The sequence below is a fragment of the Morganella morganii genome (assembly GCF_041099235.1).
GTDB classification, from domain to species: domain Bacteria; phylum Pseudomonadota; class Gammaproteobacteria; order Enterobacterales; family Enterobacteriaceae; genus Morganella; species Morganella morganii_E.
In genome coordinates this window covers 151,841-171,220 of sequence record NZ_JBFZSO010000007.1, presented here as the reverse complement: position 1 = coordinate 171,220, position 19,380 = coordinate 151,841, and the positions used below count along the sequence as shown (strand labels likewise).

Sequence of the window (19,380 nt, the reverse complement as noted above, 5' to 3'; positions counted from 1 at the left end):
GCGGGATGGAGCAGCCTGGTAGCTCGTCGGGCTCATAACCCGAAGGTCGTCGGTTCAAATCCGGCTCCCGCAACCAATTTTTCAAGTGCGCTGTCTGTGAATACAATGTGATATGCTCAGTTAATGATATTCGGACGCGGGATGGAGCAGCCTGGTAGCTCGTCGGGCTCATAACCCGAAGGTCGTCGGTTCAAATCCGGCTCCCGCAACCAACCTTCATATCATTAACAAAATCGGACGCGGGGTGGAGCAGCCTGGTAGCTCGTCGGGCTCATAACCCGAAGGTCGTCGGTTCAAATCCGGCCCCCGCAACCAATCTTCTGACAGATTTCCCTGTCAACTTTTCCTGAAAACACACGAAATTTATCCCTGAAAATGATTTTTTTCAGTGCATAACTATGTCTGTGCTGTATCTGTCCGTTTCACACCACATCCTTGTGATGCACAATCTTTATAATAAACAGTATGTTCAGTTGCGCCGCGCGACAGCTCCGCCGTTGGCAAAATACGCCTTAATCCCCTGAAAAATGGAATTCGCCATCCCCTGCTGGAATTTGGCCGTTTTCAGCAGGCGCTCTTCCTCAAGGTTGCTGATAAACGCAGTTTCCACCAGAATCGACGGAATATCCGGCGCTTTCAGTACCGCAAACCCGGCCTGATCAACCGTGCGCTTATGCAGTTTGTTGACATTTCCCATCCGTTTCAGCACTTCTGAACCGAATTTGAGGCTGTCTTTGATACTCGCACTCTGCACCATATCAAACATGGTCTGGTCGAGGTACTTGTCGCCGCTTTTGCTGACACCCCCGATTTTATCCGCATCGTTCTGGGTCTGAGCCAGATATTTTGCGGTATTACTGGTTGCCCCGCGTGTCGAAAGTGCAAAGACCGACGAGCCTCTGGCAGAGCGGTTGGTAAAGGCATCCGCATGGATTGAGACAAACAGATCCGCCCGCATTTTACGGGCTTTCGCCACACGCACCGACAGCGGGATAAACACATCCTCATTGCGCGTCATATAGGCACGCATACCCGGCTCGCGATCGATAAGCGACTTCAGGCGGCGGGCAATCTGCAGCACCACATCTTTTTCGCGGGTTTTGTATTTCCCGATAGCACCGGGGTCTTCCCCGCCGTGGCCCGGGTCAATCATAATAACGATCGGCCTGTCCTGACCGGCTTTACCCGGTTTCGGCGTTTCACGCGGCAGGCTCTCTTCCAGATCACCGCGGTTGTAATCTTCCAGCAGTGCCAGCAGCGGATCGTCTTCTGTCGCAGCACCATTTTTCGGATAAAAATCAAGCACCAGACGGTTTTTAAACTCAGCGACCGGAGTCAGTTCCAGCACCTGCGGGCTCATCGCCTGTTTCACTTCAAACACCAGGCGGACAGTCTGCGGATCATTCTGACCGACACGGATCAGCTTCAGATGCGGATCGCGATCCTGCACCTGCTTATCCATCCCTTTCAGCACACTGTTGAGGTGCACATTTTTCAGATCGACAACAATACGTTCCGGGTTTTGCAGTGAAAACTGCTTATATTTCAGCGGATGATCCGACTCAATAGTCACACGGGTATAACTGGATGCCGGCCAGATACGCACCGCCACAATCTGTGACGACGCCGCAAAGCCGAACGGGCTGATACTCAGCAGACAAAACGCCGCAGCTCCTTTCAGTAACAGACGGCGTGACGCATCATGTTCAGAATGACTCATGAAAAAATATCCATAGCGTAAATCAAATCAACAATAACCGGTGCGGATTATGAAAACCGGAAAATAAGGAAGCAGAACAATTTATTCCGTAAATAATTTAAACGGCACTTTATCTAATCATTTGCGCCCTGTCATTATGCATTTTTGGCTTATATGGCGATAACACGGCATAAAACCCGGCAAAATCTTAACCGGCGACCAAAATTTACACTTGCTATTCCTGTGTAAAAAGAATAAAAATACATAAATTACGAATAAAAATTCACTTGCGAGGGATGTTATGAAAGAGCGCAGTATCGAACTGGTGGACGGATTCCGTCAGTCGGTTCCTTATATCAATGCTCACCATGGCAAAACATTTGTGGTGATGCTGGGCGGCGAAGCTATCGAGCATGAAAATTTTCCCGGTATTGTTAATGATATCGGCTTATTGCACAGCCTCGGCATCCGCCTGATTGTGGTGTACGGCGCTCGTCCGCAAATTGAAAAAAATCTGCTGGCCCATCAGTGTGAGCCGGTTTATCACAAAAATACCCGTGTGACAGATGCGCGGACTCTCGAGCTGGTCAAGCAGGCAGCGGGACAGTTACAGCTCGATATCACCGCCCGTCTGTCGATGTGTCTGAGTAACACACCGCTGCAGGGTGCGCATATCAATGTAGTGAGCGGCAACTTTGTAATAGCCCAGCCACTGGGCGTGGATGACGGTATTGATTACTGCCACAGCGGGCGTATCCGCCGGATCGATGAAGATGCAATCAACCGCCAGCTCAATAACGGCGGTATCGTGCTGATTGGCCCGGTGGCGGTTTCTGTCACCGGGGAAAGCTTTAACCTGACCTCCGAGGAGATTGCCACGCAGATTGCCGTCAAACTGAAAGCGGAAAAGCTGATCGGTTTCTGCTCTGCGCAAGGTGTGGTGGCGGATGACGGCGGGATTATCTCCGAAATGCACCCGAATGATGCAGAGCACTATGTGCAGGCGCTGGAAGGCAGCGGTGATTATTACTCCGGAACCGTCCGTTTCCTGCGCGGCGCGGTGAAAGCCTGCCGCCGGGGCGTGAAACGCAGCCATCTGCTCAGTTACCAGGAGGACGGCGCGCTTATCCAGGAACTCTTCTCCCGCGACGGTATCGGGACACAGATTGTGATGGAAAGCTCGGAGCAGACACGCCGCGCCAATATCAATGATATCGGCGGGATCCTCGAGTTAATCCGCCCCCTGGAGCAGCAGGGCATTCTGGTGCGCCGCTCCCGCGAACAACTGGAAATGGAAATCGACAAATTCACCATTATTGAACGCGATAACACCACCATTGCCTGTGCCGCGCTCTATCCGTATCCGGAAGAGAAAATCGGTGAAATGGCCTGCGTCGCAGTACATCCCGATTACCGCAGCTCCGCACGCGGCGAGGAATTGCTGCACCGGGTCACACAGCAGGCAAAGCAGATCGGACTGGAAAAGCTGTTTGTACTCACTACCCGCAGCATTCACTGGTTTCAGGAGCGCGGCTTTGTCCCGGCAGAAATTGAAAACCTGCCGGTCAAAAAACAGGCGCTGTATAACTATCAGCGGCGCTCAAAAATCCTGATCCTCGGCTTTCAGTAATCCGCCGGACTAACGTAAACGCCCGCTCAGCCCGCTGTACCGCTGAGTCGGCGTTTTCACCGCCCGCTTAACACACTCTTCCCGGCTGTATATGGTCAGAAACTGCTTCGCCCGTGTCAGTGCTGTATACAGCAATTCACGGCTGACCAGCGGCGAAGGCTGCACCGGCAGCACCAGCGCGGTATGAGCAAACTCAGAGCCCTGTGATTTATGCACCGTCATCACATACGCCGTTTCGTGTGCCGGAAGACGGCTCGGACGGATACTCCTGATAGTGCCGTCCGGCAGCCGGAAATACACCCGCAGTTCATGGTTTTCATCCGTCAGCATAATCCCGATATCACCGTTAAACAGCCCCAGCGGGCTGTCATTGCGGCTTATCATCACCGGTTTACCGTGATAAGCACGATGCCGGTGTATCAGCGGACGGCGGATATGCCCCTGCTGATGCAGCAGCCGCTCAATGCGCTCATTCAGCCCTTCCACACCGAACGGTCCCTCACGCAGCGCACAGAGCAGCCGGAACTGACTGAAGGCATCAAGCACCGCCGCCGGATCAGCATGCTGTTTCACCAGCGATAAAAACGGCAGATAAGCTTTCATGGTGTCCGTCAGTACCTGAGCATAACCTTCTTCATTCTCCAGCGGCACATAACGGACATCAGGCCGCTGCCCGCCAAGAACCGCCATGGTTTCCCGGACATTGCCGTTGTTAACCGCAGCAGCCAGTTGCCCGATGCCGGAACCGGCATCAAAACGAAAACTTTTTCGCAGCAGGCAGAGATGATCCTGCACATTTACCGGATGCGCCGGTGATTTATCCGGCAGCACACAGCCGGTCATTGCCTCCAGCGCCTGCCGCCGCTGTGGTGTGTAACCGGATTCAGCAAAGCGGCAGATATCCCCCAGCACCGCCCCGGCTTCCACCGAAGCCAGCTGGTCTTTATCCCCCAGCAGGATAAGCATCGCGTTCTCCGGCAGTGCATCAATCAGTGCCGCCATCATCGGCAAATCGACCATGGACGCTTCATCCACAATCAGCACATCCGACATCAGCGGGTTTTTCTGATGATGACGTAACCGCCGGCTGTCCGGCTGAGCACCCAGCAGGCGATGCAGGGTTTTGGCCTGATCCGGCATCATGGCCCGCTGTGTCTCAGTCAAATCAAGCTGCGCAATAGCTTCACCCAGTGATTCAGTCAGGCGGGCTGCCGCTTTACCGGTCGGTGCCGCCAGTTCAATCAGCAGCGGTTCAGTGGCGGATTGCACCAGTGCCGCCAGAATACGGGCAACGGTTGTGGTTTTACCGGTACCCGGCCCGCCGGAAATAACAGCAGTCCGGCTGCTGACCGCCACCGCCGCAGCAATTTTCTGCCAGTCCGTTTCCTGTTCTGTCACACCAAACAACGCATCCAGAACCGGGCGCAGTTTTTCTGCATCAGCAGAAACCCGCTGAGGCCGGGAGAAAAATTCAGCTACCCGGCATTCATACTGCCACATCCGGTGCAGATACAAATTCTCTTCTGACAGCACAACCGGTGCGGGAAGTGAGCCATCACTAACCGCATCAGAGGCAGACAGCGCCGCTTTTATCTCCGGCAGTCCCGGCTCATTCAGTTCCCGCCAGACAGACTGCATGATCTCCGCATGCCGTCCGCCCTGTTCCGCTGCGGGAATAATCCGCGACAGCGGCAGGCAGACATGTCCGCCGCCGGTTTGTGCACTGAGCAGAGCAAAGACGAGTTGCAGCAGAGGATGGCTATCCGGTGCCAGCATCGCGGCAAACTGACAATCCAGGGGACGCAGGATCTGCTCTGTACATAAGGTTTGTAAGTGAGTATTCATTAACCTTCCTCCCCTTTAAACAGGGCATCCAGTTGCTCCGTAAATGCCTGTTCCGGACGATAAAACCAGATCCCCTGGCCGGGATGGTCCGGTGTCATGCCGCGCAAAAAGAGGTAATACACACCACCGAAATGCGTCTGATAGTCATAATCCGGCAACCGGTGACGCAGATAGCGGTGCAGCGCCAGCGTATACAACTGATACTGCAAATCATAGCGGTGCTCCACCATAGCCTGTTCCAGAGCATCCGGCTGATAGTCAGCCGGGCTGTCACCCAGGTAGTTTGATTTATAGTCCGCTATGTAATATTTACCGTCGTGATAAAACACAAGGTCAATAAAGCCTTTCAGCATGCCGGTCACTGCCGCGAAATCCAGCGGCGGTGCCTGTGCTGACAGCGGATCATACTGCCGCGTCAGTGCATCCAATTTTTGCGCGGTCAGGTCACCGTCTATCGGCAGGAAAAACTGCATTTCATCCTGTTTATAACGTACCGGGATTGCACTGAGCACCAGCCCTTCCGCAGACAGCGGCGTATTAACCAGATCCGTAAACCAGGTTTGCAGGAACGGTGCCCATTCAGCAGAAAATCCGTATGACAGCAGTTGCTCAGTGAGCCACTCGAGTGAGGGCTCACTATCAAACTCAAGCTCTTCAAACAGGCTGTGCAGGAATGTCCCCGCCATCGCACCACGCGGGAAGGTATAGGCGGTCTGCGCCACTCCGGTTTCATCCTGCACTTCACCGAGCGTGTCTGTATCCAGTGACGGACTGAGGGAGCGGATCATCGCCATCATCTCTTCCTGCCTGTCCTGTGTATACACAGTGCCGCCGGACGATGCATCGTAGCTCAGGCCGCTGTAACTGGTCACACGCCAGCGGCTGCTGACAGACCGGGTAAACGGCTTCACCGCCAGGGATGGTGGTTGTGACATACCGGGTTGCCACAGTTGCAGTTCGGGCTCTGCTATCCGGGTGACGGCAACGGCGCTGTCACCCAGACAAAACGCATCAAGCCTCTCCGCCAGGGTTTTGCTGTCACATGCCTGCCCGTTCTGAAGCAGATACCCCAGCCCGTTAAGATGCAGGTCGGTATTACCTGTTTTTTTGCGGTTTCCTCTGATAATCGGTGCAACACCCAGGCTGCAATGGTAAACCGCCCGCGTCACCGCCACATAAAGCAGACGCAAATCCTCGGCCAGACGTTCTTTATCCGCCAGGGCGAGCTGTGTTTCATCCGGTGACAGTGTCAGGAGCGGCTCGAAGGTGGTTTCATCATGATAGAGGCGCTGGCCGCCCGCCTGAAAATTACAGATAAACGGCAGCCATACCAGCGGATATTCCAGCCCTTTGGATTTATGAATAGTGCAAATCTGAACCAGATGCTGATCACTTTCCAGCCGCATCTGCTGGCTTTCCGACTGCGTATCCGGGCGCAATACCTGTTGTGCCAGCCAGCGCACCAGCGCATGTTCATTTTCCAGCGTCAGTGAGGTTTCCTGAAGCAACTCACTGATATGCATGATATCGGTTAAACGTCGTTCTCCGTCCTGTCCCGCCAGAAGATTTTCCGCAATCTTCCGCTGACTGAGCACCCGGCGCAGCATCGGCAGAACGCCCTGCTGCTGCCAGATCTGGCCATAACCGGCAAACTCGTCCACCAGCTTGTCACGGGCTGCTTCATCCTGATTCAGTGCGTCAATTTGCGCAGCATTCAGACCAAATAACCCGGATGCCAGCGCACTGCGCAACAGCCGTTCTTTTTCCGGATTCAGCACCGCCCGGAGCAGCCACAGCAATTCGCGGGCTTCCGGTGAGTCAAACACGCTGTCGCGGTTTGAGAGAAAAACAGACGGGATCGCCCGCTGATTAAGGGCATCTTTTATCAGCTGTGCTTCCCGGCGGCTGCGTACCAGTACGGTAATATCCGCCGCACTGACCGGGCGTTGTTTCCCGGGCGAACCAATCAGGGCCGTGCCATTTTGTCCGGCATCCAGCCAGTCACGGATCTGCCCGGCACACACCCCCGCCATTGTCCGCTCATAATCCCCGCTGCTGACCCCCTCTGCGGCCTGCCACCAGAACTGCACTGCCGGTTGAGTTTCTCCGGCAACAACAAAAGCGGCATCATCATTTGCGGGCGCGGAACTGACCGGCTGAAACGGGATTTGTTTAAAGCAGAAAGGCTCATCTGCCTGCAAAAACAGCTTGTTAACACTGTCGATCATGGTCTTCGCGGAGCGGAAGTTAGTCCCCAGCGTATAATGCGCACTGACATCCTGCCGTGCTTTGATATAAGTGAAAATATCTGCGCCGCGGAAGGCATAAATCGCCTGTTTCGGGTCACCGATAAACAACAGCCCGTACGGATCTGCCGGTGTGCCGTTGTCACCGGTATTTTCCTGATAGATAGTACGGAAAATCCGGTATTGCTGGGGATCGGTATCCTGGAATTCATCAATCATCGCCACCGGAAAACGCCTGCGCAGTGTCTGCGCCAGCAGCGCCCCGTTTTCCTGATGCAGTGCGTTGTCCAGGCGGGTCAGCAAATCATCAAATCCCATCTCGCCCCGGGTCTGTTTCTCCTGCGTGATGGTCTGGCGGATCTCATACACCGCACGGGTAAACAGAACATCCTCCAGCGTCAGTGCCTGCGCTGTCAGTTCCTCAATCGCGGAAAATACCGGATGTGACGGCGGCGTACCGCCTTTTTTGGTTTTTTCATCCAGCACTGCCTGACTGAAACGTTCTATATTTTTCGGCAGCGCGTAATGTGTGGTTTCTGTTTCCTTCGCCCAGTCATCAATGCCGGCAATCCATCCGGGCACCAGGTTGGCGCGGTAACTGCTTTTATTCAGATCAGAGTTCTGAATAAGACTGACAAAATCAGCATCACTTTCCCGCCAGCACTGTTTGACCTCATCAATCGCGGCGGTAATTTTTTCATGGCGGGAAAGTAATGTTTCATCCGATTCCGGTGCATCTGTAATTCCGGGAAGTTCCCCCTGCAACCAGGGGTAAATATCCCGCAGCAGCGCCTCAGGATCAGACCAGAGCTGTGTAATGGCTCTGGCCAGCTCAACCGGCAGCGGATAACAATGACGCCGCCAGAAGTCCTCACAGGCCTGTTTACGGACAGGATGCTCATCCTGAATCAGCGTTTGTTCAAAGAGTACGCCGGATTCAAAGGCGTTGTGTGTCAGCATGCGCTGACAAAAACCGTGGATGGTAAAAATGGCGGCTTCGTCCATCTGCCGTTCAGCCAGCAGCAGGCGCTGAGCAGCACTTTGTTTATCCTCAATCAGCGCCAGAAGCGGACCGAACCCGTAATCATCCCCCGGTTCCCCGCCTTCTTCATGACGCAGACAGGCAATCCGCAGTTTATGGATGTTCTCACGGATACGCCCCCGCAGTTCATTGGTTGCCGCTTCGGTAAAGGTCACCACCAGGATCTCTTCTGCCGATAACGGCCGGACAAACGCCCCTTCACCAATACCCAGCAGCAGACGCAGATAGAGCCGGGCCAGGGTGTAGGTTTTCCCTGTACCGGCAGATGCCTCAATTAACCGCTGCCCCTGCAGCGGTATTGTCATCGGATTTAAAGATTCAGCCGCCATCGTTTTACCGGATTTCTTCTTTAACAGGTAACAGTGCCTGGAAAGCCGTCACAGACGGATACGTTGTCCATCCGGCCGGTTTCGCATAATCATCCGCTTTGCCGCCGGTACCGGTCACCTGAGAGTAAAGCGCCAGTCCTTTTTTCGACATCACCGCGTTCTCATAGAATGTCACCACATCCTGTTTGGTCATTTTTTTCACCGCCGCAATCGTCTGCTCGCGGGTGTTGAAATCAAAGTAATTATTTTTAAAATCAAATGAATAACGGGATGCCTCTTCCTCAAAGGTTTCCGGCGGCTGTGTCATTTCCGTCAGGAGTGCATTGCGGTATTTATCAAATTCCGCATTATCCAGTGCTTTCAGACGTTTCTCCGCATTGATATAAAAATCATCAAAGCGTTGTGACAGATAAGCCGGATTCTTTTCATTGCTTTGCAGCAGGAAACCGATCCCCCACTGGCGGCCGAAATTCGGGTTAAATGCAAACAGGGCATACCCCAGTTGTTCCTGTGTCCGCAACTGATCATAGAACCAAGGATGCAGGATTTTCGACAGCACAGACGAGAATGCCGCACCTTCCGTCCGTGAATAACCGTCCGGGATAAAGATATTGGCCAGCGCGTTATCCGTGCTGTTGGCTTTTTCGTCAAAGTTTGGTTTCAGGGCTTTATCAATCACATAGTAATCCCCGACCCACCATTCCGTACCCTGTGAACCGAGCTGTGCCTGAGCTTTCGATGCAATCTGCTCTGCCTGCGGTGCTGTCAGATTACCGAACACAAACATCTGGAGAGCCCCTTCACGGATAAGACGGTCACGGTACTGCGTGATGTCACTTTCAGTAATGGTATCCAGTGCTGCGAGGCGGTCTTTATCTTCAAAATAAGGCACTGATTTCAGGCGGCTGAACGGACGCATTGCCATTTCATAGGCTTTGCCGTTATCCGATACCGCAACCTGCTCACGATACCAGGATTTCGCCTGTGCAAGCTCAGATGCTGCCGGGGTGAAAGACTGATATTCAGTCACTGCCGTGGTCAGCAGTTCCGGCAGATGCTGGGAATAACCACTGACGCTGATATTCAGGCCATCATCATCACTGATATTGATCCCCATTCCTGCCACGCTGGCCTGATAACTGAGCTGATTCAGTTTCAGTTCACTGACATAACTGAGCAGCGCGCTGGTGACAACATCTTTGGCTGTTCTGCCGGCATTCCGGTTACGCAGTTCCAGCGCAATAATTGCCTTCGGCTCATCCGCAAAATAGCGGCTCGGCATATAGAACAGACGCAGTTTTTCAGTGTCTGTCAGTTGTACCGGTTTTTGCTGTTCCTGCTGTTTGATCAGATCAAAATTATCCGGAATAAACGGGTTCAGTGCAGGCAGAGAGAAACGGAAATCACCTTCAGATTTACGCCATTTATCCAGCTGCGCAGCAGTCACTGCATCCACCTGATAAGGCGCATCAACAAAATAGGCTTTTTTATTGCTTGGTTCCTGAGGGCTGGTATACCAGATACGGGCTTTCTCCGGTGTTAAATCCGCAAGACGGGCTTTGATGGCGGCAGGATCCCAGTCATCAGCCAGATAGCCGACATTCAGAACATTCTTTACCGGATATTCCATCATCGTATTTGCCAGTGATTCCACATAATTCATATCACGGACAACCGAGTTGTAGCGGAATGCCAGCATATTCACGCGGGCAATTTCATCGAAATAGTCTTTGTTAATCCCTTTTTCTTTAATCAGATTCAGGTACGCAAAAACAGCGGCGGTAATTTCATCGCGCTTCGCCATACCCTCATCAGTCAGTGAGACAGAGATAATAAACACCCCCTGGTTACGTGCCAGAGTTGAGGATGCCGATGCACTGACGTTCTCCGCCAGCCCGCCGGATATCAGCCAGTTCGCCAGCGTACCTTCACTGCGGCTGCCCAGCAGATACGCAATATAGGTATCTGTCTGCTTGCGGAAATCTTTGCTGTTGTTGTCGATAACAAACTCAAAATCCAGCGATTTCTGCGGCTGGGCAGGAACATAGTGAATGATTTTCTGCTGCTCGGCTGCGGTGATCAGCGGAACGGTAATCTGCGGAACAGTCGCGTGGCGATCCGGAATCGTACCGAACGTCTCATTGGCCAGTTTTGCCAGTTCTTCTGCGGACTCCGGCCCGTAGATCACGGCTTTCATCAGATTGGATGAATAATAAGTGTTGTAAAACTTCAGCAGCTCTTCATGCAGGATGCTGCCGGGCTTATCTCTCAGGGTTTCCAGGTTACCACCGGAAAAACGGGAGATCGGATGTGCCGGATTCCAGGTTTCCGCCCGTACCTGATACATACGGTGCCCGTCACGGGAACGCGCCATGGTCAGCTCGGCGTTAACCGCATTACGTTCTTTATCCGCATTCACCGGATCCAGCAGCGGTTCTGCCAGAGCATCAGCCAGCCGCTCCGTTGCCCCTTTCAGTGCATTGTTTTCAACTTCAAAATAGAAGTCTGTGTAATTGGAGCCGGTACTGGCATTATGGCTGCCGCCGTGCTTCGCCAGATAGTCACTGAAATTGCCGGGTTCAGGGAAACGTTTTGATCCCATCAGCACCATATGTTCCAGATAGTGCGCAAGACCCGCCTGGCTCTGTGGTTCATCCATACTGCCGATGGCCAGACTGACCGCCGCCGCTGATTTACGCGCGGTTTTATCGGAAATCAGCAGAACCGTCATATTATTTTTCAGGGTGATTGCCTGATACTGACGCGGATCGTTGGCGCTTTTCTCAATCTCTCCGGGCAGAACCTGCCAGTTATTCTGAGCAAGTGCATTGGCACCGGTAAAAAAGAAAAGCAGCGTAAAAATAAACTGCACTAGTTGTTTAGGCATCAGCCTCATTCTCCCTGTTCTTCTGATGTTGAAACATCGGCAAAAAGAGTTGTTGTGAAAATTGCTTTATCGCATCCATAAGTGCTTCATCAAAATGGCGGAATGCACGGACAACATAATCGTCCTCCGCCTCACCGGTAAACTGATATCCCCCCTGCAGTGTCTGCAGAAGCAGCAGGCCGGCTTTATGTTGGAGTGCAGCATCATCAGAGAGTTCACCGGTGTTCTCATCAGCCAGTGTGGTCAGCCAGGCCCAGCCGCTTTTAACAAAGACGGGCAGCGGCTCATTCAGACCACGGACAAACACATCCAGCAGCGGACGCAGATAGCCCTGCGCCTGCTCTGCCGTCAGCGGCTCAAAGATCCACACCGTATCACCGCGCCCGTACATCCGGCTGTACTGCTGCCGTCCGCTCAGGCTGTATGTCAGATGTTCAATCCACAAACGCAGCCCGTCAGCGGCGGTGAGTGCCGCCGGACGCCAGCGGAGCAGCCCGTTATCCTGAACACCGGTCAGTTGCCCGCTGTAAGTATACGGCCCGGTAACATAGTGAAACGACTCAATATCCGATTCTGTCCGTGCATTGCGGATTTTCTCCGCCAGAACATCCATTTCCTGTAATTGTTCTTCCCAGTAAACCTGTGCGAATGCACCAGCCGGCAGTTCTCCCGCCGCCTTCAGTATACGGAAGACCCGCTCTTCCGGTTCGCCGTCCACCAGCGCATCCAGCAGCCGGGTGTTAAACCCGTAACGCTGTAAGTTATCAACACTGAAGGGTTCTTCTTCCGGCAGAGCCACATCCTCAATATCAAAATGGACATTCAGACGCTGCTGAAAAAACGCCCTGACCGGATGACGGTAAAACCGCAACAGCTGATCAATAGTTATTTCTGTTATATCTTCCGACGGAACCGGGACATTAAACGACCCCTGCGCTTCGCCCTGCCGTAATGCTGCCGGTAACCACTGCGGCGAAAAACTCTGAAATTCTGCGCCCTCCCGGTAGTTATCCGCCGCAAACGGGACACGGGTGTGCCGGACAATCAGATGATTTTCCAGCGATTCCCGGCTGGTATCCAGGTCAGCAAACCGGTCTTTCTCCAGACAAAAACTGAGACCGGCATATTCCAGCAGTTCACTGACCAGCACTGACGGGTTACGCTCTTCATTATCCCGGATAGATCGTCCGATATAGCTGATATATAAATATTCTTTTGCTGACCCCAGCGCCTCCAGGAAAAGGTAGCGGTCATCATCCCGGCGTTTGCGGTCCCCCCTGCGGCTTTTTTCCGCCATAAGATCAAACCCCAGCGGCGGGATTGTCCTCGGGTATACGCCGTCATTCATACCCAGCAGGCAAATAACCTTAAACGGCACAGAACGCATCGGCATCAGCGTGCAAAAGTTTACCGCACCCGATAAAAAGCGCTGGCTGATTTTCTCATCATCCAGCCGCAGAGAAAGCTCATCCCGGATCAGTGCAAGCGGAACATCGCCGTCATAACAGGCTTTAACCCCCTGATCCAGTACCTGCTGCCACTGCTGTAACACCATACTGAGCACCGGTTCGGTATCCGGTGTCGTCATGAAAAAGGCTGACAGCAGCTCAGAACCTGTTTCACGCCATTGTGCCGGTGTCCGTGGTTCACTCAGTATTTTTTGCCACTGTCGCAACGTATCAATAAAAGCCGCCAGTTGCCCGACCCGGTCCGCTGACATACCGGCAACCTCGTCATACGGCAGGATCCCGCGCCAGGTACCTTCCTCCTCTGCCATGGCATAGCCCAGCAGCATGCGTTCCAGCCCGAATTTCCAGGTGTTCTGACCAAAAACCGGCAGTGAGAAAGATTCAATATTATGGTCATCCAGCCCCCAGCGGACACCGGATCCGCTGACCCAGCGGCGCAGAAGCGGTAAATCACTCTCATCCAGCCCGAACTGCTGCGACACCGCCGGGACTTCCAGCAGGCTGAGCACATGTTCTGAAGTGAAACGGCTCTGCGGTAATTCCAGCAGTGTCAGTACTGCCTGTAATACCGGGTGAGCCTGGCGGGCTTTACGATCTGAGATAGCAAACGGCAGATAGCGGTTTTCGTTCCCCTGGCCAAAAACCGCCTGAATATAAGGAGAGTAGCTGTCAATATCCGCCACCATCACAATAATGTCCCGGGGAGTCAGTGACGGATCATTTTCCAGCAGGTTCAGTAAATAGTCCTGCAAAATCTCCACTTCCCGCTGCGGACTGTGGCAGGAATGGAATGTCAGGGAGCGGTCATTATCCGCAATCACCCGCCGCCGTTCACTGGTGACAAACTCCTCTTTGTTTTTTCCCACCACACTGCCGTCTTCCAGATTAAGAATATCCTGCTGAACAGCAGACAGCAGTGTATCTGCCGGGCGGTCGACAAAAGCCTTAATAGCATGGATTTCTTCAATATCTTCCAGAAAAAACAGGTTATCCCGGCCGGGACGCCCCCACGACGCCAGCAGCGGGTTACCGGTATTTTGTTCCCCGTCAGCTTCAAAATCGAACAGTGAAGGTGCATCCTCATCCGATTTAAACCAGCTGACGGCTTTTTTATCCCAATAGCTTTGCGGCTTGCGCGCCAGCATACGCCGCAGTGCAGCCGGGCTCTGTAAATCACCCCAGTAATACTGACAGGGATTGGTAAACATCAGATGGATATGGGTATGCTGCCCGAGCGCCCGCAGAGCCTGCAGATAGACCGGCGGTAATGCGGAAATACCACAGATAAACAGGCGGGGCGGCAGATTAGAGACCACTTCAGGGTCACCTTCATTGAGTACATCAATAAAGCGCTGATAAAGATTAGCACGGTGCCATTCCGGCTGCCCCAGGCTGCGGGTCAATGTCTGCAAATCACGCCACAGGCATTTCTGCCAGGACTGGTTCTGACTCAGCCCGTCAATCAGTTCATTATTTTCCCACGCCGTCAGCCAGTCCGGCCGGTAGACAAGATACTGGTCAAATAAATCCGCAATACGGCCTGACAGCTGATGCAGTTTGCGTTTATCCCCGTCATCATCAAGATAATGGCGCAGCGGGGCAAAATCCGGATCATCAAGGCGCTGCGGCAGCAGTGACATCAGCTTCCAGGTCATAGCGCCTTTACTGAAGGCGCTCTCCTTCGGAATATCCGGCAGGACGCGGGTAAACATATCCCAGATAAATGTGGCAGGCAGCGGAAATGTTATATTCGCGGCAATACCCAGTTTTTCTGCCAGGCTGATTTGCAGCCACTGAGACATTCCCGGGCTTTGCACCAGCACGGTCTCAGGACAAAAAGGATCATTAATTTTATCATTATCAATAATATGGCATATCAGATCTTTCAGCAGGTCCAGATCATTGGAGTGATAAACTGTAAACATTGTCCTGTCCTTACATACATTGCCATCTGCCGGCGGTTAACCGGCGCTCACCCGGAGAGACCAGCCTGATAGTAACGGAAATACAGCCCGGTGACACATTTTCCTGATAACTTTCCCATTTCTGCCGGGGAGATAAATGTATCTGCATCATCTGCCGTAATATCCCGGGGTCCTGCGTAAAACGCATCATCTGATGCAGATGGCGTACCGTGCTGACATCCGCATACTGCCGCTGTTTTCCGCTGTGCAGGAGCTGATAATAGCGTAATAATCCGGTAACCAGAATCGCAAAGATAAAGGCGCAAATCATCACTTCCGGTAACGACATTCCGCGCTCATTCATTGTTTTCTCCCGTTTCAGTATGCCGGTTGCAGCCGGGTTTTAAATCCGGCGGGCAAAAATCACTCCATCCCTGCGGTATTGCTGTCAAAATCATGTTGTCTCCTTCTTCCCGGGCGCTGACCAGCTGATAATGCGTGATATTTTGTTCAAACCAGGGAGAAAACATGCTGCCCTGTAATAATAGCTTGTTGGCTCTCAGCCGCCGCAAACAACTCTTCAGTGCCGGGTCCGGTGCCGTCCGGCAGTAGAACTGTGCTTCGTTAAGTGCTTTTCGTGACCACACCAGTGTCAGCCCCCATTCCAGCGCGGAAGCCGCACCGGCATCCGCCCGGTAAAATGCCGTTTCATCCTGACCGTTACGCCACTCCGTCTGATAAAATCGGTGTAAAACAGACAGCATCATCAGTGAGATCCCCAGTAACAGCACAATCATCAGCAACAGGGCATTTCCTCCGGAGTGACCGGCTTGCTCCCCGCCGGATCTACAGGTGGTAATTCGGCATGACAATCAGGCTTTCTCCGGTTCGCTGTATTAAAGGCATGTCCCGCCCGGTGAGTGTCAGGGTCAGTTTCAGGCCTCGTTTTCCGTATAATTTTACCGGCGTAACCAGAAACCGGGAAACATTCACATAGCGGTTATCCGTGACCTTTTCCCAGCCGGAATCCAGGCAGCTGCGGGCGTTACGTGTCCATTCCAGTGCCTGCTTATTCAGACGGTAGCCGAAATGTTCCCCGATTTTACGGACATTCCGCTCCCAGCGGCCATTGTGATTGAGGTCGTAAGCAACAATGATGCAACTGCCGTCTGCCTCACTGCGCCGGGCGGCAATTTCCAGCGGTTTACCCTGACAGTGCCCCCGGCAGAATGCCGTCCGCCGGAGATCTTTTTCCAGCCGCAAAAGGGTTTCCCGCATTATCGTATCCAGCTTATATTGCCGGTATGTGTTCAGCACATCCCGCCCCAGCGCCGGAAAAAAGCGGGTTACCGTGACCAGGAGAATTGCACTGACAGCCATTCCCGCCAGCATTTCAAATAGCAATGAACCCTTTTCCCGCCTTTTATTCAGCATGACGGTACTCCGGATATCGTTCCCGGTGTACACAACCGTATACGGCCCGGGGCTGAGATAATCAGTTTTATCTGTCCCTGTGTGTTTTCCAGTAAAAAGCTGGCAGCAGAGGCAGTATGCCGGGTTCCCCAGAACAACACGGCATCGGTCGTGCCGGAAACAATCCGGACACCTTCCATAGGCGTGAATCCCTCCGGGCCATCATCACACCGCGCTGCTGATACCTGATAACAGGCCCGGCTTTTCTCACCAAAAGTAACCGCTATTTTCCGTGTTTCATTCAGATACGTTGCTTTCAGTTTATGGCTGCTGAGATATTGCTGAAACAACGCGGCCGTTTCTGTCAGATAACGCCGCTCTCTCTGGCTTTCCCATGAAATATTAATAAATGAAACAGGTAATGCCATAATAAATAAAACAATAATGACTTCCATCAGCGATATCCCCCGTTCTGTCTGCATGTATTCATCCGTTCGTTTTCTCTGCCGAAAAAATAACGGATTTACTACTCCCGGAAAGACAAAACCGAAAAAAATGCGATGCAACAGGAAAAAAATTCTGCAGAATACTGCAAATTCACATTCGTTTTTCGAGTTGTGCGGAAAAAAATAATCTGCCGGAGAAAAAAGTGTGGAGTGAAAAAAATGAAGGAGTTAAAAAGAGCAAATACCGCCGCTCTTTAACAATCCGTAAATTAACTGATATAAAAACCGGCCACAGATACTGTATTTAAATATCAGTATCTGTGAGCCGGACATCTTCAGATAAAGAATTAAAAAACCACTGATAGTTTTTATAAAAAACAAAATATCAACTAAATTATTAATATATTCAATAGGTTTAACATTAATAAAGAATCAAAATAATATTATCTTGTATTAAAAAAATGAAAATAATGTTATAATATAAAAACCATATACTGCGTCAACAGGAAAACAAAAGTGGAACAATATTTAGACATTGCAAAGCGGATTCTGGAGGAAGGGAAATGGATTGAGAATAAACGGACAGGTAAAAGATGCCTGACAATTATTAATGCCGATTTCACTTACCACGTTGACAAAAATGAGTTCCCGCTGGTGACCACCCGCAAAGCATTCTGGAAAGCCGCAATTGCGGAAATGCTGGGTTACTTACGCGGATATGACAGCGCCGCTCAGTTCAGAGCCATCGGCTGTAATACCTGGAATGCTAACGCCAATGAAAATACCGACTGGCTGGCAAACCCGAACCGCAAAGGTGAGGATGATATGGGCCGCGTTTATGGTGTTCAGGGACGGCAGCTGAAAGTATCCCCGACAGAAGCACAGTATGATTTATTATTATCATTAAGTGACTCCGGAGATAAAGAAGGCGTTAAAGCACTGATTAATGAACTGAGAAAAAATACATTCGATCAACTCCGTAAAGTCTATGATAATTTAAAAAAAGGAATTGATGACCGTGGTGAAATTATTTCATTCTGGAACCCGGGTGAATTTGATCAGGGCTGCCTCAGACCCTGCATGTTTATGCATCACTTCTCTGTTCTTGATGGCACATTATATTTAAACAGTTATCAGCGCAGCTGTGATTATGCGCTTGGTTATGTTTTCAATGCGCCGCAATGTTATTTCCTGCTGGCTATTATGGCTCAGATAACCGGACTGAAATGCGGTAAGGTTTATCACAAAGTGGTTAACCTTCATTTATATGAAGACCAGCTGGAATTAATGCGTGATGTCCAGATTACACGTAAACCATTTGCATCACCAAAACTGCATATTAACCCTGAGATTAAAACGCTGGATGATTTAATGACATGGGTAACCACTGATGACTTCACGGTGACAGATTACCAGCACCACGATCCGATTAAATATCCGTTCTCTGTCTGAGAAACCATTAAACAGCTTCGCATAAAAAAACTGCATCGGTTACGATGCAGTTTTTTGTTACTCACTAAACGCTAAAACCGGCTCTATTCCGGCGCATTCTGTTTTCCGGTATCACTCTGCTTTTTATTACCCGGACATTTGTATGCCCATACCATCATCAGCACACCAATAATAATCATCGGCACAGACAGAATCTGCCCCATGCTGATCCCGCCGAATAAACCGAGCTGAGCATCCGGCTGGCGGAAAAATTCCACAATGATACGGAACAAGCCGTAACCAATCAGGAACAGACCTGACACACTGCCCATCGGGCGGGATTTGCGGACAAATACATTCAGAATGATAAAGAGGACGATCCCTTCAAGCAGCATTTCATACAGCTGCGACGGGTGACGCGGCAGAACGCCATATTGTTCCAGCACCGGCATCAGAGACGGGTCAGCAGCGGCCAGTTTCACGTCTTCACTGTAAGACGTCGGGAACAGAATGGCCCACGGCGTATCGAGTGTCACACGTCCCCACAGCTCGCCGTTAATGAAGTTACCTATGCGCCCCATACCGAGACCAAACGGAATCAATGGTGCCACGAAATCAGCAACCAGCAGGAAATGGCGCTTCGTGCGGCGGGCAAACCACCACATAGCAATAATAACGCCCATCAGTCCGCCGTGGAATGACATACCGCCATCCCAGACTTTGAACAGATACAGCGGGTTTTCCGCAAACAGCGGGAAGTTATAAAACAGCACATAACCGATACGGCCGCCCAGGAAAACACCCACAAACCCGGCATATAACAGTGTTTCAACTTCACTGCGTTTCCAGCCGCTGCCGGGTTTATCCGCCCGCCGGCCGGCCAGCCACATGGCAAACACAAACCCGACAAGATACATCAGCCCGTACCAGCGTAACGCCACCGGCCCCACAGAAAAAATAACAGGATCAAAATCCGGAAATGCCAGATAAGTGTTACTCATCGTACCTCACACTGTGTGTTGTATCCGGCTGCGGTTAC

12 protein-coding genes and 3 tRNA genes are annotated in these 19,380 nt (G+C 51.9%); 5 read left to right on the top strand and 10 right to left on the bottom strand.

Going from position 1 to position 19,380, the window contains the following annotated elements:
* The 3 genes from AB7038_RS13185 to AB7038_RS13175 all read left to right on the top strand — a co-directional run bounded on the left by AB7038_RS13185 (position 1) and on the right by AB7038_RS13175 (position 315).
* Positions 1-76: transfer RNA gene (locus AB7038_RS13185), tRNA-Met, on the top strand.
* A 59-nt stretch (positions 77-135) separates the two neighbouring features.
* A tRNA-Met gene (locus AB7038_RS13180) sits at positions 136-212 on the top strand.
* Positions 213-238: 26 nt separating this feature from the next.
* Positions 239-315 (top strand) — tRNA-Met (locus tag AB7038_RS13175).
* Positions 316-469: 154 nt separating this feature from the next.
* Here AB7038_RS13175 and amiC read toward each other — a convergent pair.
* Positions 470-1,720, bottom strand: a complete 1,251-nt coding sequence (amiC, locus tag AB7038_RS13170; protein ID WP_369453459.1) for an N-acetylmuramoyl-L-alanine amidase AmiC — start codon at positions 1,718-1,720, stop codon at positions 470-472.
* Positions 1,721-2,000: 280 nt separating this feature from the next.
* On the opposite strand from amiC, the gene argA reads away from it, so the two are divergent.
* Positions 2,001-3,329, top strand: a complete 1,329-nt coding sequence (argA, locus tag AB7038_RS13165) for an amino-acid N-acetyltransferase (protein WP_004242197.1) — start codon at positions 2,001-2,003, stop codon at positions 3,327-3,329.
* A 9-nt stretch (positions 3,330-3,338) separates the two neighbouring features.
* On the opposite strand, the gene recD is transcribed toward argA, so the two are convergent.
* From recD to AB7038_RS13125, 8 genes are read right to left on the bottom strand one after another with little or no spacing between them, the layout of a single operon-like run.
* Positions 3,339-5,174, bottom strand: coding sequence for an exodeoxyribonuclease V subunit alpha (gene recD / locus AB7038_RS13160; RefSeq protein WP_368889746.1), 1,836 nt, complete (start codon positions 5,172-5,174; stop codon positions 3,339-3,341).
* On the bottom strand, positions 5,174-8,791 hold the full coding sequence (recB, locus tag AB7038_RS13155) for an exodeoxyribonuclease V subunit beta (RefSeq protein WP_369453458.1): 3,618 nt from the start codon (positions 8,789-8,791) through the stop codon (positions 5,174-5,176). Before recB ends, recD begins: the two co-directional genes overlap by 1 nt.
* A 4-nt stretch (positions 8,792-8,795) precedes the next feature.
* Complete coding sequence (gene ptrA, locus AB7038_RS13150; protein ID WP_440590470.1) at positions 8,796-11,687, bottom strand: pitrilysin; 2,892 nt, start codon at positions 11,685-11,687, stop codon at positions 8,796-8,798.
* The gene (recC, locus tag AB7038_RS13145) at positions 11,671-15,072 is read right to left on the bottom strand and encodes an exodeoxyribonuclease V subunit gamma (RefSeq protein ID WP_369453456.1); all 3,402 of its coding nucleotides are present in this window, start codon (positions 15,070-15,072) and stop codon (positions 11,671-11,673) included. The genes ptrA and recC overlap by 17 nt, the downstream gene beginning before the upstream one ends.
* A 10-nt stretch (positions 15,073-15,082) precedes the next feature.
* Complete coding sequence (locus AB7038_RS13140; RefSeq protein ID WP_369453455.1) at positions 15,083-15,415, bottom strand: prepilin-type N-terminal cleavage/methylation domain-containing protein; 333 nt, start codon at positions 15,413-15,415, stop codon at positions 15,083-15,085.
* Positions 15,408-15,848 carry a YgdB family protein gene (locus tag AB7038_RS13135; protein WP_247709375.1) on the bottom strand — a complete coding sequence of 147 codons (441 nt, stop codon included), beginning with the start codon at positions 15,846-15,848 and terminating at the stop codon, positions 15,408-15,410. The genes AB7038_RS13140 and AB7038_RS13135 overlap by 8 nt, the downstream gene beginning before the upstream one ends.
* A gap of 49 nt (positions 15,849-15,897) precedes the next feature.
* Positions 15,898-16,485, bottom strand: a complete 588-nt coding sequence (locus AB7038_RS13130) for a prepilin peptidase-dependent protein (protein WP_369453454.1) — start codon at positions 16,483-16,485, stop codon at positions 15,898-15,900.
* Positions 16,479-16,946, bottom strand: a complete 468-nt coding sequence (locus AB7038_RS13125) for a peptidase (protein WP_072872078.1) — start codon at positions 16,944-16,946, stop codon at positions 16,479-16,481. Before AB7038_RS13125 ends, AB7038_RS13130 begins: the two co-directional genes overlap by 7 nt.
* A gap of 480 nt (positions 16,947-17,426) precedes the next feature.
* Here AB7038_RS13125 and thyA point away from each other — a divergent pair, with 480 nt between their 5' ends.
* Positions 17,427-18,362, top strand: a complete 936-nt coding sequence (gene thyA / locus AB7038_RS13120; protein WP_369453453.1) for a thymidylate synthase — start codon at positions 17,427-17,429, stop codon at positions 18,360-18,362.
* Between the two features lie 83 nt (positions 18,363-18,445).
* On the opposite strand, the gene lgt is transcribed toward thyA, so the two are convergent.
* A complete protein-coding gene (gene lgt, locus AB7038_RS13115) occupies positions 18,446-19,342 on the bottom strand; it encodes a prolipoprotein diacylglyceryl transferase (RefSeq protein WP_368889753.1) in 897 nt (298 codons plus the stop codon).
* Between the last annotated feature and the right edge of the window lie 38 nt (positions 19,343-19,380).

What these genes read in the sequence shown, in the direction of transcription:
- ptrA (WP_440590470.1), bottom strand. Translation starts at nt 11,687, where the DNA reads ATGAGGCTGATGCCTAAACAACTAGTGCAGTTTATTTTTACGCTGCTT.
- recC (WP_369453456.1), bottom strand. Translation starts at nt 15,072, where the DNA reads ATGTTTACAGTTTATCACTCCAATGATCTGGACCTGCTGAAAGATCTG.
- AB7038_RS13140 (WP_369453455.1), bottom strand. Translation starts at nt 15,415, where the DNA reads ATGAATGAGCGCGGAATGTCGTTACCGGAAGTGATGATTTGCGCCTTT.
- lgt (WP_368889753.1), bottom strand. Translation starts at nt 19,342, where the DNA reads ATGAGTAACACTTATCTGGCATTTCCGGATTTTGATCCTGTTATTTTT.
- recB (WP_369453458.1), bottom strand. Translation starts at nt 8,791, where the DNA reads ATGGCGGCTGAATCTTTAAATCCGATGACAATACCGCTGCAGGGGCAG.
- AB7038_RS13130 (WP_369453454.1), bottom strand. Translation starts at nt 16,485, where the DNA reads ATGCTGAATAAAAGGCGGGAAAAGGGTTCATTGCTATTTGAAATGCTG.
- amiC (WP_369453459.1), bottom strand. Translation starts at nt 1,720, where the DNA reads ATGAGTCATTCTGAACATGATGCGTCACGCCGTCTGTTACTGAAAGGA.
- recD (WP_368889746.1), bottom strand. Translation starts at nt 5,174, where the DNA reads ATGAATACTCACTTACAAACCTTATGTACAGAGCAGATCCTGCGTCCC.
- AB7038_RS13125 (WP_072872078.1), bottom strand. Translation starts at nt 16,946, where the DNA reads ATGCAGACAGAACGGGGGATATCGCTGATGGAAGTCATTATTGTTTTA.
- AB7038_RS13135 (WP_247709375.1), bottom strand. Translation starts at nt 15,848, where the DNA reads ATGATTGTGCTGTTACTGGGGATCTCACTGATGATGCTGTCTGTTTTA.
- argA (WP_004242197.1), top strand. Translation starts at nt 2,001, where the DNA reads ATGAAAGAGCGCAGTATCGAACTGGTGGACGGATTCCGTCAGTCGGTT.